This is a genomic window from Shewanella sp. LZH-2 (genome assembly GCF_016859145.1).
Classification (GTDB): Bacteria; Pseudomonadota; Gammaproteobacteria; order Enterobacterales; family Shewanellaceae; genus Shewanella; species Shewanella xiamenensis.
Genome location: NZ_CP069350.1, coordinates 3,203,941 through 3,218,683, shown reverse-complemented (window position 1 = coordinate 3,218,683; position 14,743 = coordinate 3,203,941). Strand labels below are relative to the sequence as shown.

The window sequence follows — 14,743 nt, the reverse complement described above, 5'->3', positions numbered from 1 at the left end:
ACGGCCTTAACATAAACTTCAATATTGAGACTGTCAATATGGTAGATGTTCGGAGGAAGCCGTGCTGAGTCTGCATCTTCTGTTGCTTTCTGATGGTTGTACAGAATGTATTTGTCCGTGCCAATCTGCGTGTGTTTGATTGATTTTAAATATCTATCCCATTGTCTTAAATCAAATAACTCAGGTTCACCGCTACCTGAATCAGTTTCTTTGTGCGAGAATCAAAATATATTCCAACCCATGGATGTAGCGGAAGCCTACTAATGCAAAAAGCCTTGTTAACTGAAGCCGATATCATTTCCAAGTTCATTTTACCAGCCATCAAGCAAGTAGGATGGAACGATATGACGCAAATCCGTCAAGAGGTAAAACTTCGAGATGGTAAAGTGATTGTTCGTGGTCAGGTGGCTGCAAGGCGCAAAGTAAAATCAGCCGACATAGTGCTTTATCACAAGCCATCCATGCCACTGGCTGTCATAGAGGCCAAGGCCAACAAGCACGAAATTGGCAAGGGAATGCAACAAGGGCTGGATTATGCAGCCTTACTGGAAGTGCCTTTCATATTTGCCTCAAACGGAGATGGTTTTGTTTTTCACGATAAAACCAATCCTGTAGCACTCGAAACCACTATTACCCTCGAAGATTTTCCCACACCAGCGCAGCTGTGGGACAAGTACTGCACTTGGAAGGGATACAAGACAGAGCATTTGCCGGTTATCACTCAGGATTATTATCCTGACAGCAACGGTAAGGCGCCGCGCTATTATCAGCTTCAAGCCATCAATAAAACTGTGGAGGCTGTTGCAGCAGGGCAGGACAGAGTGCTTTTGGTGATGGCAACTGGCACGGGGAAAACTTACACCGCCTTTCAAATCATCTGGCGCTTGTGGAAGTCCCGCGCTAAAAAACGCATCCTGTTTCTTGCCGACCGCAACATCCTAGTCGATCAAACTAAAACTAATGATTTTCAGCCCTTCGGTCCGGCCATGACCAAGGTTACCGGCAGAACTGTAGACCCAGCCTACGAAATACATCTCGCGCTTTATCAGGCGCTAACAGGCCCAGAAGAAAGCCAAAAAGCGTATAAACAAGTTGCCCCAGATTTTTTTGACCTCATCGTTGTGGACGAGTGTCACCGTGGCAGCGCTGCCGAAGACAGCGCCTGGCGTGAAATACTCGAATATTTCTCCGCTGCGACTCAAATTGGCCTTACCGCTACCCCAAAAGAAACCGATGAAGTCTCCAACACCGAATACTTTGGTGATCCTGTGTATACCTATTCACTCAAGCAAGGCATTGAAGACGGATTCCTAGCGCCATATAAGGTGATCCGCGTCGATATTGATGTGGACGTTCAAGGTTGGCGCCCAAGCAAAGGCCAGCTGGATAAAGCCGGGCATGAAATTGAAGATCGCATCTACAACCAAAAAGACATGGATCGTACCTTGGTCATTGATGAGCGTACTGAACTGGTGGCCAAAACGATTACTCAGTATTTGCAGCGCACCGATCCCATGGCCAAAACCATAGTGTTCTGTAATGACATCGATCATGCGGAACGCATGCGCCGAGCGCTGGTGAACCTCAATCCTGAGCAAGTGGCCAAAAATGATAAATACATCATGAAGATCACCGGAGATGATGAAATAGGCAAAGGCCAACTGGATAACTTCATCAACCCGAAAAAAGCCTATCCGGTCATTACCACCACCTCAGAGCTGATGACTACCGGCGTAGATGCCAAAACTTGTAAACTAGTGGTGCTCGACCAATCCATTCAGTCGATGACCAAGTTCAAGCAGATCATCGGCCGTGGAACCCGCATTGACGACAGATACAACAAACTGTGGTTTACCATTCTCGATTTCAAAAAGGCTACTGAACTATTTGCCGACGAGCGCTTCGACGGCACCCCCGAGCGGGTTAAGCAAGTTAAGCCAGAGGACTTCGATACCGAAGAAGGTTTAAATAACATCTCGGGAGATGATGTTGATGCAACCAGTGATGACCCCGCCTCAATCTTTGGTGGTGAGGATATCGATCCCGGCTCGATTCAGGAGCCGCCATCCAGCTATCAGGTGGGGGCAGGCAATAACAAGCAGGGCAACGATAGTGATTGGGAAAGTGAAGATAAAGTCCGCAAATTCCATGTTAACGGCGTGGACGTAAAAGCGCTGGCGGAGCGGGTACAGTATTACGACACTGATGGCAAACTGGTTACCGAGTCATTTAAAGATTACACCCGTAAAACCCTGTCTAAAGAGTTTGCCTCTATGGACGAGTTTATCAAGCGCTGGCATGGCGCCGAGCGTAAGCAGGCCGTCATAGAGGAACTGGCAACTCTGGGGATCGTCTGGGAGCTCTTGGAGCAAGAGGTCGGCAAAGAAATGGACCCCTTCGACCTTATATGCCATGTGGTGTACGATCAGCCGCCACTCACCCGCCGCGAGCGTGCCGAGCAGGTGAAAAAGCGCAACTATTTCACCAAATATTCAGATACCGCTCAGCAAGTGCTCCAAAGCCTGCTCGACAAGTATGCCGACGCAGGAGTGCAGGAGATTGAAAACCGTCAGGTATTGAAGGTCGCCCCCTTTACTGAGTTGGGACGCCCTATGGAAATTGTGAAAAAGAGCTTTGGGGATGTCGCTGATTACGAGCAGGCTATCAGCGAGCTTGAGGCCGCTATCTACCAATCAGCGGGCTGATTAGCTCTTCAGGTGTACTAGCTCAGACTTGCTCTGTCTGGGAATCCAGCTCGGCAGAAAGCAGGATCATGGCCTCGGTCATTTCATCACTTAAACAGGTGTGAGGTACATAGCGGCTTTTAATGTACCCAAGTTGCAATGCCTCAAAGCCTGGCTGCTCGACCAGTATCTCAAGGTATTGATCCAGAGTCGCTTCAGGTGTCGTCTTGCGGCTCAGCTGCTTTTTTATTGTTTCAGCCAGCTTAATCTCTGCCTCTTCATCAAAATCATCGTACAGCGCTTCATATACCAGGCCCGCGAATTTGCGAATACTCAGCTGTAGCTTGCTCAGTATTTCTTTAATTTGCTTTTGTTTTTGTGCTGTCCCCATTTGTCCCCGATCCCTGTGCGATTCTGTGCCTGTCTTAGCGAAGACACCCATTTAACTCATTAAAGGAATTGATTATGTCCAACAATAAAACCCCAATGACACCCGCAGCCGCTGCTCGTATTCAGTCTGGTACCGCCAAGCAGAATGGTGGCCAAGTTCCCAAAGGTTCTTTCGCTGCCCGCGCCCAAAGCGGAGCAGCAAAAAACCAAAATGCTGGTAAATAAGGAGACAGTGATGACTAAATCGCCTGCTTATGCGCCAGCAAAGCCTCAGCCAAATCCCAATTACCCAAGCAAGACGGGTAATCCATCCGGCCTTGGGCGTGGTAACACGCCCAAAAAATAATCTGAACTGATAAGTCAAAGGCCTGCACATGATGTAGGCCTTTTTCTCTTTAGATTAATTGCAGTTGCGGGCATTTAGCCGAAGTGTGGCCTTAAAATTGTCGATATTTTTTTGTGCCTCGAGATAGCTCAATTGTTTTTGAGTTTCTTTCATCGCGCATAAACACACCTTACGCTTATCCTGATACCTGCTGGCGGGAAGCAGGTTATTACTGCCATTAACGCAGCTGTCCAAAAAGGCATATTCCACATCCAACGGATAACGATCGGCATTGTCGTGCAATAAGTGGTCTTTGCCCGTATGAACACCAAAAGCTACGCCAACAACAAGGGTCCCGGTAGCAATCCATTTGCGCTTTGAAAATTTAAACCCCTTATAGTCCTTCTCACACTTTTTACAGCGGATATGTTCTGCATACTCTATTTCGTTATCGTGTCGGCAGTGGGGGCATTCAATGATCATCGTATCTCACGTTCGTCCATGTTAATGAGTTGTTGTGATGCGCATTTAAGCACAAAGACTTATTCCTTAACAGTCCTTGTTATCTAGAGACATTGATTTTGTGATGTATGTTATTAACTATTTGCTACAAGGCGATTTTTTATTCACGCCATCCAATTATATTGCTCGTCAATATCCCCTCAATTCGTGTACTGACGCCACTAATTTGCTACTATCCCAAGCATTTTCCGGTATTCAGGTATTTCTCTCATGTCCATCAGTTCCGTTATTAAATCCATCCAAGACATCATGCGTAAAGACGCAGGCGTCGATGGCGATGCCCAGCGCCTAGGCCAGCTTTCATGGCTGCTGTTTCTTAAAATATTTGATGCGCAGGAACAAGAACTGGAATTTGAGCAGGATGATTATCGTTCACCTATACAAAGTGAATACCTGTGGCGCAACTGGGCCGAAGACAAAGAAGGCATCACTGGCGATGAGCTTTTAGAGTTCGTCAACAACGAGCTGTTTGTTGACCTCAAAAACTTAACCGCCCCCAAAGACACCAACCCCCGTGGTTATGTGGTGAAAGAGGCCTTTAGCGATGCCTTTAACTACATGAAGAACGGCACCTTACTGCGCCAAGTGATCAACAAACTCAACGAGGTTGATTTTACTGACTCCAGTGAGCGCCACCTGTTTGGTGATATCTACGAGCAAATCCTGCGTGATCTGCAAAGCGCCGGTAATGCCGGTGAGTTTTATACCCCCCGCGCTGTGACCAAATTTATGGTTAATCGCATCAATCCCCAGTTGGGTGAAAAGGTGCTAGACCCTGCCTGCGGTACCGGCGGCTTCTTGGCCTGCGCAGTCGAGCACTTAAAGGCACAGGTCAGCACCGCTGCCCAGCATCAACAGTTACAGCAACAAATTCATGGTGTTGAGAAGAAACAGTTGCCGCATCTATTGTGTACCACCAATATGCTGCTGCACGGCATCGAAGTGCCGGTGCAAATCAAACATGGCAATACCCTAAGCCAGCCACTGTCAAACTGGGATAACGATGTTGATGTTATCATCACCAACCCGCCTTTTGGCGGCACCGAAGAAGACGGTATTGAAAAAAACTTCCCAGCCGACATGCAAACCCGTGAAACCGCCGATCTGTTCCTGCAACTCATCATCGAAGTGCTCAAAGATGGCAGTACTAGCAATGGCAAAGGGGGGCGCGCCGCAGTGGTGCTGCCCGATGGCACCCTGTTTGGCGAAGGGGTCAAAACCAAGATCAAGCAACTGCTCACCAGCGAGTGCAACCTGCACACCATAGTGCGGCTGCCCAACGGCGTGTTTGCCCCCTATACCGGCATCAAGACCAATATCCTCTTCTTTACCAAGGGCCAGCCCACCAAGGATGTCTGGTTCTACGAGCACCCCTATCCGGCTGGGGTGAAAAACTACAGCAAGACCAAGCCGATGAAGTTCGAGGAGTTCGAAGCCGAGATTGCCTGGTGGGGCGATGAGGCGGATGGCTTTGCTGCTCGGGTAGAGAACGAGCAAGCCTGGAAGGTCAGTATCGAGACAATTATCGAGCGCAACTTTAACCTCGATATCAAAAACCCCCATGTCGGCGAGCAGATAAGCCATGACCCTGACGAGCTGCTGGCGCGCTATGCCACAGAGCAGGCTGAAATCCAGACCCTGCGTGACCAGCTAAAAGCCATTCTGGGCGATGCCTTGGGCAAAGGTGCGGCCAAGCAAGGGGAGCAGGCATAATGGCTGCTCTGAAAATAGAAAATCTGATTACCGAGAGCGCCATGGATGGCGTGAATGTCAGTTATGCAGGAGCTATTAGTGACTACCTGGATCTCTGGACTGCGGCGGTGCGCCCGAAAAGCAGTGCCGGACGCGGTAGCAATAGCAAGCTGGAACTCACCGGCATCAAAAAGCTGCGCGAGCTGATCCTGGAGCTGGCCGTGCGCGGCAAACTGGTGCCACAAGACCCCAGTGATGAACCGGCCTCCGTGCTGTTGGAACGGATTACCGCCGAAAAAGCGCAGTTGGTGAAAGAGGGCAAAATTAAAATGCCCAAAGCCTTGCCTGAAATTGGTGAGGAAGAGAAGCAATTTGAATTACCAAAAGGATGGGCATGGTGCAGGCTGAATGATATTATTAATATATCATCTGGTGATGGACTCACATCGAAGCAGATGGCTGTTGATGGTGATATTCCTGTTTTTGGTGGGAATGGAATTACAGGTTATCACGATAAATATAATGTCAGTCAACCTACTTTGGTTATTGGAAGAGTGGGTTTTTACTGTGGGTCAGTTCATATAACACCCCAAAAGGCATGGGTTACAGACAATGCATTTGTCACCAAATTTTCATATCTCAATATAGATATTAATTTTTTGTTTTTGTTGTTAAAAGCAACAGACCTTAATGAAAATGATAATGCAACTGCACAACCTGTAATTTCTGGAAGAAAGCTATACCCAATAGTTGTTTGTTTACCCCCATTATCAGAACAACATAGTATCGTTACAAAAGTCGATGAACTGATGGCCCTCTGTGACCAGCTGGAGCAGTGCAGCGAGTCGCAGCTGGCGGCCCATCAGACGCTGGTGGAAGCCCTGCTGGCGACCCTGACCGACAGCACCGACGCCGATGAACTGGCACAAAACTGGGCGCGGCTAAGCACTCACTTCGATACCCTCTTTACCACCGAGGCCAGCATCGACGCCTTGAAACAGACCATCCTGCAACTGGCGGTGATGGGTAAGCTGGTACCGCAAGACCCCAGCGATGAACCCGCCTCCGCCCTGCTGGAACGCATCGCCGCCGAAAAGGCGCAACTGGTCAAAGAGAAGAAAATCAAAAAAGAGAAACCGCTACCTGCGATTAGTGAAGACGAAAAACCGTTTGAACTACCGCAGGGATGGGAATGGTGCCATTTAAAAGACATCATAACCATAATGGATGCAGGCTGGAGTCCTGCTTGTCCTCCTGAATCCTCACCAGATATTGATACTTGGGGTGTCCTGAAGACAACAGCAGTACAAACCTTGGAGTATCGAGAATATGAGAACAAAGTTCTTGATAAAACAAAGACTCCGAGACCCGAGTATGAAGTTATGGTTGGCGACATCCTAATTACTCGTGCTGGCCCTAAAAATAGAGTAGGAATTTCATGCTTAGTTGAAAAAACCAGACCAAAGCTGATGATTTCTGACAAAATAATTCGATTTCACTTGGTTGAAGTTGGTTTGTCGGAGCGTTTTATATCTCTATGCCTAAATGCTGGTGCAACAGCTGTCTATATTGATGATTCCAAATCTGGCATGGCTGAAAGCCAAATGAATATATCTCAAGATAAGCTTAAACTTGCTCCTATTCCGTTGGGTCCTATAAAGGAGCAAAACCATATTATGGATAGAGTGGATCAGTTAATGACCCTCTGCGATCAACTTAAATCTCGCCTGCAAACCAGCCAGCAGACCCAGCTTGCTTTGGCCGAGTCGCTGGTGGAAGGAGCCCTTGCCTGATGAGCCAGATATTCAATGTGTATTGCGATGAGTCCTGCCACCTTGAAAGTGATGGACAACCGGCGATGGTGCTGGGCGCGGTGTGGTGCCCGCTGGATAAGCGGCTGGAGATAACCACTCGCTTAAGGGAGATTAAGCAAAGGCACAAGCTGCCAGCCGATTTTGAGGTTAAATGGACCAAAGTCAGCAAGTCTAAGCTCAGTTTTTATATGGATGTGCTGGATTACTTTTTCGATGATGATGATTTGCACTTTCGTGGTTTGGTGATCCCGGACAAGTCGCAACTGGATCACCAGGCGTTTGGCCAAAGCCATGATGACTGGTACTACAAAATGTACTTTGTCATGTTAAAAACCATCTTTGAGCCGCAAAACACCTATCGCGTCTATATCGATATCAAAGACACCTTGGGCCATGAGCGGGTGAGCAAGTTGCACGATGTGCTGTGTAACAATGCCTATGATTACTCAAAAAAAATCATCGACCGTGTGCAGCGTATTCATTCCCATGAGGCTGAGCTATTACAAGTAGCTGATTTGCTGATTGGCGCCTTGGGCTATTTACATCGACATTTGAATGGCAGTGAGGCCAAGTTGGCGCTGATAGAACGGATCCGCCAGCGCAGTGGCTATAAACTGACCCACAATACGCTGCTTCGGGAAAGTAAATTCAATTTGATGATATGGAACGGCAGAGGAGGTTGGTAATGCAACCTGTATGGCTGCCAGCATTACTGTTACTTGAAGATCACCATGGCGATTGGCTACGCTACTTTGAAGCGGTTTACGCTGCGTTTGAGCAGGACTTTGTGATGAGCAAACCTGAGTTCAGGGGCAAGCGCCTAGGCTTGAAGCGACACCCTGAATATGATGGAAAATCTGCGACCTTCTGGCATATGATGTCAACCGGTGAGGACGAGGCTGAGCGTTTACCGGACATGCGCCGTTGTGAACGCATTCGCTGGCCAAGACCTGTGATAGATAACAGTACCGACCCGGTTTTAAAGGTCTGGGCTGAACCCAAGGGGAAGTGGCAGCGGATCTACATCTGGTTTGAACAAGAAGGATACCTGGTTGTATTGGATGACCGTGGTGACTTTATGTTGCCGTGGACAGCGTTCTTTATTGAGTACGAACATGAAAGGCGCAAATACAACAAGCGCTGGCAACGCTACGGGGCAATCTAGTTGGGGGAGTTATTGTCTATCGGCAGGGCATTTGGCTGGCCGCGCCCTCCGAAAAGGACGGGGCCGTAACTCCTTCTACACTTACTCTCGAAAGATGGTAGATGAGATAGGCGGATGGTAGGTCCCTATTGGGGATGTGTCAAGTAAAGGATTGGGTTGGTTAGTTTATCTTATTGTTTAATAATGATTTCTATTTTAAGAAATAGTTCACGCTAGACGGTAATGTAGGGGCAAACGCTAGGGAAGGGATTGCATGTTCAATTTGGATAAAATAATTGAGTCGCTTTTGGCACACAAGAGTCAGCATCGGAATGCTGACCAGGGCAATGAGGGGAGGCACATGAAAATGTCTTCGACAGACAATCCAACATGGCAGCAAAGTAGTAGCCAAAAACAATCACTCTCGTCACTGTTAAGCGCGTTGGAAAATGGGCAAATTACTTTAAGCATCCGCGGTTTGCTATACAATAAGGTCGCTAAGGCGGCTAAAGATGTTTATCTGTTTTCACACACACAAAACACAAATCGGCTGGAAACGATACTAACATATCTGCAAAGATGGTATGCCGACGGCCGTTTGTTTCAACATGCAAGTAACGCGGCAAGCACTAAGCCGAGCGGTTCTTTATCTGAGCCTGCGCCCAAGACTGTGGTCAGCAAACCTACCCTGTCTTCTATTAATCTTTTGACCCTGCCACTTGTTAGTAAAGCCAATCTTCATTCAGTAATCCCAGTTAAACAATCGAACGCTGTTACGTCTCTCGCCGGGAGTAAGTCGATAGTTACGGCAACGTCGATTCAGGGATTACAAGTCAAATATGACTTAACGCAACAAGATGCCAAGGAGTTGCATGAGCTTTTGGCAGAGATGCGGCCATTGAACTTTCGTTATAGCAAGCAGTTGTCACAGTACATTGTAGCCAATCGGCTTGGCAGGAAGTATCCCAATATAGCCGGTATCGCCAGAATGAGTGATGGCGTTGACAGGTGGGACTTTGATGGGGGATTTCCAACCCATATTTATCGAATTATCTGCACAGAATTGTGTCTTCAAAGCCAAGGTTCCAATGCTCACGTTATTGGTTTTTCGTCATATAAGTCCCGCGGCATCTATTGATGCCAGATCATGATCTGATGGTTGAAAGTCTGTAAGGGTTTCTCAGTCACTTGACCGATATGCCGTTACAGAGTCTGGTTTATATTCATTTATACTGGCTTGAGCACAATTGCTATTTCAAGGAAGAACGATGGCCAAAATAACCCCACAACAATACGAACCCGCTTTTGATATTGCCAAAGCCATGCGCGAAGGCCGATTTCACCGCAATCGTGCAATTGAGCTGATGGTTGAAACAGGTTTTGGTCGTCCTTCTGCGTCGTTCTACCTGTCTGCACTCCAAATTATGCCGACAGGTGAAACCTACAAAAAAACCATCAGTAACGGCGCGACCCGCTACTATCTACAGCGATTTATGGGCGAGATGAATGTCGATGAGTTCGTTGCTGTACTTCGGTCAGTCGCAGGGCATATTCGCTATTACAATGCCTAAGGCGCTGGTAAACAGCGGCAACTGGCTGGCATTCTGGCGGAGTTCCAATCCCTGGCCGAAGTCTTTTACGGTAGCGCTTTTACTGCGCTTCAGCCACCTTCAAACGACGGTGAGTCAGCAGGGAATACAACCGCTGCCTCGCCAGAACAAAGCCTTACTGAGACGTATGAAGCACCAGAGCCTGCATATCACGAAGGCGCTGTGAAAACCATAGAGCTCACAGTCCACGAGCGAGACCCGGCAGCAAGGCGTGCCTGTATTGCGCATTTTGGACCCATTTGCCAGATCTGTGACTTTGATTTTGAACGCACTTATGGTGAGCTCGGGCGTGGCTTTATCCATGTGCATCACCGGGCGGATTTGGCCTTGGCTGATGATGAAAGAGAGGTGAATCCCATCACCGACCTGATACCTGTGTGCCCCAACTGCCACGCTATACTGCATACCGAGACCCCAGCGATGGACTCGGACAAATTGAAAGCGCGGATTGAGGCTTTAGCCGCTGGAACTAAGCAGATGTGATGGGATTAACCTTGTTCAAGGATGGTAGAAATGAAATTAGGTGTACCTTTCGGGCAGGATAAAATCACTGGCGAATGGAAAGATGTTGCAGAGGTCGAGCGGGGGCTTGCCTGCGATTGTATTTGCCCTTCTTGTCATTTGCCTTTGTCCGCCCATCAGGGAGATGAGCGAGAATGGCACTTTACCCACCACACCAGAAATACACCTAAAGCAGACATTGTTGATTGCGAATTTTCTTTTGAAGTTTCAGTGAGGATGATGATCCATCAATTGCTGCGGGAAGGCGCATCGCTCAAGTTACCTGAATATCTTAAGCCTGTTAGTGTGCCAAAGGTTTTACGAGAAAAGTATCCTCCCGAAGTTAAGGTATCTAAAGAGCAGGAGTTAAAAGTCACTGCGGATGTAAATCTTACGGTAGATGCTGATTTTTGCGGGCATAAAGTTGATGCTTTATATGAATTCAATAAAGCCTCTCTAGTGATCTATTTGGAATACCGAGGGCGCAAATGCCAACTCGAAAGGCCATTATTACAAGAGTTGAATGCTGGTGCAGCAATACTCAATATCGATGCTTTATCAACGTTTTTTTACCATCAGCCGATGGCCAAAACTGGAAAACTAGGAACCGCCAGAGCCCAGTTATTAGGTTGGCTTCAAACAAGTGTCAAGGCTAAAGATTGGTATTATCATCCCCGAGAGAAGGCGTGTATTGCTAAGAGAGATGAAGATATCAATAAGGCACTGAAAGAATTAACTACCGGAAGCCATGTTTTATCTATCCCTGTACATCAACAGCTCAAATGCCAGTGCCTTGGTTGCGGCAAAATGTTTATCGGTATTCGTAATAAGGTTAACCCCTGTCCGGACTGCCAAACACATCTTTATGTCACAGATAGATAGGAAGCTACGAAGGTGTGCAACTTCCTGGCTCTTCAATTAGTAAATGCTCTTACGGGGGGGCATATGGTGTTGTAATGCATTTTTATAATCCAAATCAAAAAGTAACAGACCAATCGCCATCATCGGTAAGCACATCGACTTGTTTTACATCACAATCACCATTGGCTATCACTGAAATCGATTCTCCAAATTTAAGTAATTTAGGGAGTCCCGACATTACGGTGCCGCCACAATTTCCCCTGTTAATGATGACTTTGTTTATCGTTACAGTATCGCTAATCGCTTTGACGTTGATACTTGGATACGTATAGCCAAATGTTGTTTGATATTCGTAAGTAATTTCAATGTTAGGCTGCGAGTTTCCACAGCCAAAAATCATCAAAGTTAAAGCTAAAATAACCAATGTTTTAATCATATAAACCACACTTTTTACTGTATGTCAGAGTATCGTTGAACTCTATCAACTTGTTTTAAACCTTGTTGATTTTCAATGTTCTAGACTCACGCCCTTTGCTTTTTCAACGGGAGTAGATGAATCATTACGTGGCACTATTAGTGAGCTTTTTGTTTTGGACGAAAACGGTGATTGAGTATCCAATCCCGTATAATGCTGAAAATATCCCCCATCCGGCAGAAGCTTCTAAATCAACTTCTGCAAACGCAGAGGCAAGAATGAGGCATAAAGGGAAAAACACCATTCCTATGATTGACATGGTTTTTACGACAGACATGTATAACTCCTTTTAAAAATTGTGTTTAACGACATCGCAGGTCTTAAAAAGACGCTTACTTGCAATAGAAGCATTTTTTAGACCTTAAATATCAAAATGATAACTATACAGGTCGAAATGCATCATTTATGGTGTGGTTTGTCTATAGCCAGTGCTTGAGAATTATCCAGTATTCAATGCCCTGGAGTTCTCAAGTGAATGATGATGAAGTGTTAAAAATGGGGATGGCCTTCGGCCGAGCGGTTAAGTTACGTCGTGTTGAGGTGGGGTTTAACCAAGAGGAACTAGCGGATAAAGCTGAACTTGCCAGATCATTTGTATCAAGTGTTGAGCGTGGTGTGGCTAAGGCATCTATCGCTTCAGTGTGGAAACTTGCCCAAGCGCTAAATTGTCACCCTTCAGACCTTTGGATTACGGCTGAAAGGCTTTATGGCACTAGAAGAGAAGATTAAAAATAAAAAACTTACTACCTAAGTCTGATGGTAGTTATGGTCTACTTAAATCTAGATCTGAAGCTATATTCGAGAAATAGGAAGGTATAAGGACAATAACCCCCTTCTAAGAGAAGGGGGCATTAAAACAAGGTTGATTACTTAATCGAATTGGCTACTTGCTCACCTGCTATTCGTCCAAATACTATGGTGTCAGCAATTGCATTCCCTGCCAATCTATTTGCACCATGAACTCCTCCTGTCACTTCTCCCGCAGCAAAGAGACCTTTTATTGGTAAGCCATTGTGATCGATGACTTCAGTTTTCGCGTTAATTTTTAAGCCTCCCATGGTGTGATGGACGGCGGGTTTAATTTTGACCGCATAAATTGGGTATTGAAGATCATCTGCCATATTTTTACGGCCAAAGTCTGCATCTTTTCCCTTCATTTTAAAATCGTTATAACGTTTAATTGCGTGGTCAAATTTTTGAGCATTCATTTTAGTTGCTTTAGCTATTTCATCTGCTGAGTTGCCTTTAAAAATAATACCTAAATCCAACATTCCACGTAGTTGGCCTAGTCTATCCAAGACGGTTTCATCAAAAACTAACCAAGCATCCTTACCTTCTTGTGCCCAAATACATTCAGACACCTTATCTCTTGGCCCCATTTCATCACAGAACCGGTCACCATCATTATTTAACATGATTGCTCCGGCACCTCGTGCAGTCCCTGAAATAACCATTTTCCCTGCTGCTGCCGTTGGAAAGGCTTGAATTTCTTTTATATCAACAACCTCTGCACCTGCTTTGGGGGCAAAAGTTAGCGCATCTCCTACGTTACCTGGATTGTTTGTTGCATCGACTCCTTTCAAATCTGGGCGATATTTTGCCACTAGTTCATTATTTCGAGCAAAACCGCCTGAAGCAATAATGACTGCTTTAGCTCCAAGTATATGTAGTTTCGAGTGTTTTCCTTGAACAAGGACGCCAGTGACAACCCCTTGTTTATCTTGTACTAGCTGGATGACTTTACTATTTGTACGCGTTTCAATCCCGAGTTTCTTTGCTGTTTCCTTTAGGGTGTTAACGATTTCAGGACCTGATTTCGCCCCACCTGTAGGCCTATGTAAACGCTCAGCATTATGCCCTCCAGCACTTGATGCAGACGTTAAATCTGCTCCCATTGCTTGTAGCCAATCAATCCCAGCGCTGCCGTTTTCTGTCAAGATTTTAACGAGATCGGGGTTGTTTATGTTATGTCCACCTTTCATTGTATCTTCGTACCACAGTGCCTTACTGTCAGGATAGTTTTTAAGGGCTTGTGTGATTGTTTCTGCGGCAGACATTCCGCCTGCGGCTAACATGCTATTCCCTCCTATATAGGGTTGCTTTTCAAGAATAACGACATCTGCAACACCATGTTGTCTCGCTGAAATAGCCGCAGCATGTCCTGCTGCACCTGCTCCAATAACAACAACTTGGTGTTGTTCAACTGGAGCTTTTGCAAGGGCTGTATCAATCATTTCTTGAGTAACTTTAGGGAATTGATAGCTATCAAGAATGGGCTTGTCATCAGAAAAGGGGATTTTGAACTCATTTTTAAAAGAGTCGTGACAAGTTTGGCAGACGAATACCGGTTGTTTATGGCCTGAGTGGCAACTAGTACATGACACATCAATAAGGTGGCTATGGTGTGGGGATAGTTTTGTTTTTGATTTAGTAGCTAATTTATCCATAGTATCATGACAATTTTCACAGGACTTATTTTCATAACTTTCTGCATCATCAACCTTTATAGGCTTTGTGTGACATGATTGGCAATTATTGCCATTATCAATATGGAATTCTGATAATGTTTGACCATAACTAAATGTTGATATAAAAAAAGCAGATATAGCTAACGGTAATAACTTGGTGTTAAACATTACTCTTACCTCTCTAGTGTTTTAATTCATTTTTATCATTGCTGCAGAGTTGCATGTTGACAAAGCAAAAAAATTAATTTGTCAGAATA

At 46.0% G+C, this 14,743-nt stretch carries 15 protein-coding genes; 10 read left to right on the top strand and 5 right to left on the bottom strand.

The features are described 5' to 3' along the window. The first annotated feature begins 263 nt into the window (after positions 1-263). Positions 264-2,705: a DEAD/DEAH box helicase family protein gene (locus JM642_RS14165; protein ID WP_203432032.1), complete on the top strand. Its 2,442-nt coding sequence runs from the start codon at positions 264-266 to the stop codon at positions 2,703-2,705. 22 nt (positions 2,706-2,727) lie between these two features. Here JM642_RS14165 and JM642_RS14160 read toward each other — a convergent pair whose 3' ends face one another. Next, positions 2,728-3,075, bottom strand: coding sequence for a hypothetical protein (locus JM642_RS14160; protein WP_203432031.1), 348 nt, complete (start codon positions 3,073-3,075; stop codon positions 2,728-2,730). Positions 3,076-3,149: 74 nt separating this feature from the next. On the opposite strand from JM642_RS14160, the gene JM642_RS14155 reads away from it, so the two are divergent. Beyond that, a complete protein-coding gene (locus JM642_RS14155; RefSeq protein WP_011626831.1) occupies positions 3,150-3,299 on the top strand; it encodes a hypothetical protein in 150 nt (49 codons plus the stop codon). Between the two features lie 175 nt (positions 3,300-3,474). On the opposite strand, the gene JM642_RS14150 is transcribed toward JM642_RS14155, so the two are convergent. Continuing rightward, on the bottom strand, positions 3,475-3,882 hold the full coding sequence (locus JM642_RS14150; RefSeq protein WP_203432030.1) for a hypothetical protein: 408 nt from the start codon (positions 3,880-3,882) through the stop codon (positions 3,475-3,477). A 249-nt stretch (positions 3,883-4,131) separates the two neighbouring features. Between JM642_RS14150 and JM642_RS14145 the strand changes: the two genes are divergently transcribed. The 7 genes from JM642_RS14145 (at position 4,132) to JM642_RS14110 (ending at position 11,564) form a co-directional block, all read left to right on the top strand. Continuing rightward, entirely contained in the window at positions 4,132-5,634 is a 1,503-nt protein-coding gene (locus JM642_RS14145) for an N-6 DNA methylase (protein ID WP_203432029.1), read from the top strand. After that, positions 5,634-7,406 (top strand): restriction endonuclease subunit S, encoded by a 1,773-nt coding sequence (locus JM642_RS14140; protein ID WP_203432028.1) that lies wholly within the window; start codon positions 5,634-5,636, stop codon positions 7,404-7,406. Before JM642_RS14145 ends, JM642_RS14140 begins: the two co-directional genes overlap by 1 nt. Then, positions 7,406-8,113 carry a DUF3800 domain-containing protein gene (locus JM642_RS14135; RefSeq protein ID WP_203432027.1) on the top strand — a complete coding sequence of 236 codons (708 nt, stop codon included), beginning with the start codon at positions 7,406-7,408 and terminating at the stop codon, positions 8,111-8,113. Before JM642_RS14140 ends, JM642_RS14135 begins: the two co-directional genes overlap by 1 nt. Next, a complete protein-coding gene (locus JM642_RS14130) occupies positions 8,113-8,592 on the top strand; it encodes a hypothetical protein (protein ID WP_203432026.1) in 480 nt (159 codons plus the stop codon). The genes JM642_RS14135 and JM642_RS14130 overlap by 1 nt, the downstream gene beginning before the upstream one ends. Before the next feature lie 340 nt (positions 8,593-8,932). After that, the gene (locus JM642_RS14125; RefSeq protein ID WP_203432025.1) at positions 8,933-9,709 is read left to right on the top strand and encodes a hypothetical protein; all 777 of its coding nucleotides are present in this window, start codon (positions 8,933-8,935) and stop codon (positions 9,707-9,709) included. Positions 9,710-9,839: 130 nt separating this feature from the next. After that, positions 9,840-10,142 carry a hypothetical protein gene (locus tag JM642_RS14120; protein WP_203432024.1) on the top strand — a complete coding sequence of 101 codons (303 nt, stop codon included), beginning with the start codon at positions 9,840-9,842 and terminating at the stop codon, positions 10,140-10,142. Positions 10,143-10,694: 552 nt separating this feature from the next. Further along, complete coding sequence (locus JM642_RS14110; protein ID WP_203432022.1) at positions 10,695-11,564, top strand: hypothetical protein; 870 nt, start codon at positions 10,695-10,697, stop codon at positions 11,562-11,564. 94 nt (positions 11,565-11,658) lie between these two features. Here JM642_RS14110 and JM642_RS14105 read toward each other — a convergent pair whose 3' ends face one another. Beyond that, positions 11,659-11,979, bottom strand: a complete 321-nt coding sequence (locus JM642_RS14105) for a hypothetical protein (protein WP_144375450.1) — start codon at positions 11,977-11,979, stop codon at positions 11,659-11,661. A 124-nt stretch (positions 11,980-12,103) separates the two neighbouring features. Further along, positions 12,104-12,295, bottom strand: coding sequence for a hypothetical protein (locus JM642_RS14100; RefSeq protein WP_203432021.1), 192 nt, complete (start codon positions 12,293-12,295; stop codon positions 12,104-12,106). A gap of 194 nt (positions 12,296-12,489) precedes the next feature. Between JM642_RS14100 and JM642_RS14095 the strand changes: the two genes are divergently transcribed. After that, complete coding sequence (locus JM642_RS14095; protein WP_203432020.1) at positions 12,490-12,747, top strand: helix-turn-helix transcriptional regulator; 258 nt, start codon at positions 12,490-12,492, stop codon at positions 12,745-12,747. 137 nt (positions 12,748-12,884) lie between these two features. Here the strand turns inward: JM642_RS14095 and JM642_RS14090 are convergent, their stop codons facing one another. After that, positions 12,885-14,654 (bottom strand): flavocytochrome c, encoded by a 1,770-nt coding sequence (locus JM642_RS14090; protein ID WP_203432019.1) that lies wholly within the window; start codon positions 14,652-14,654, stop codon positions 12,885-12,887. Between the last annotated feature and the right edge of the window lie 89 nt (positions 14,655-14,743).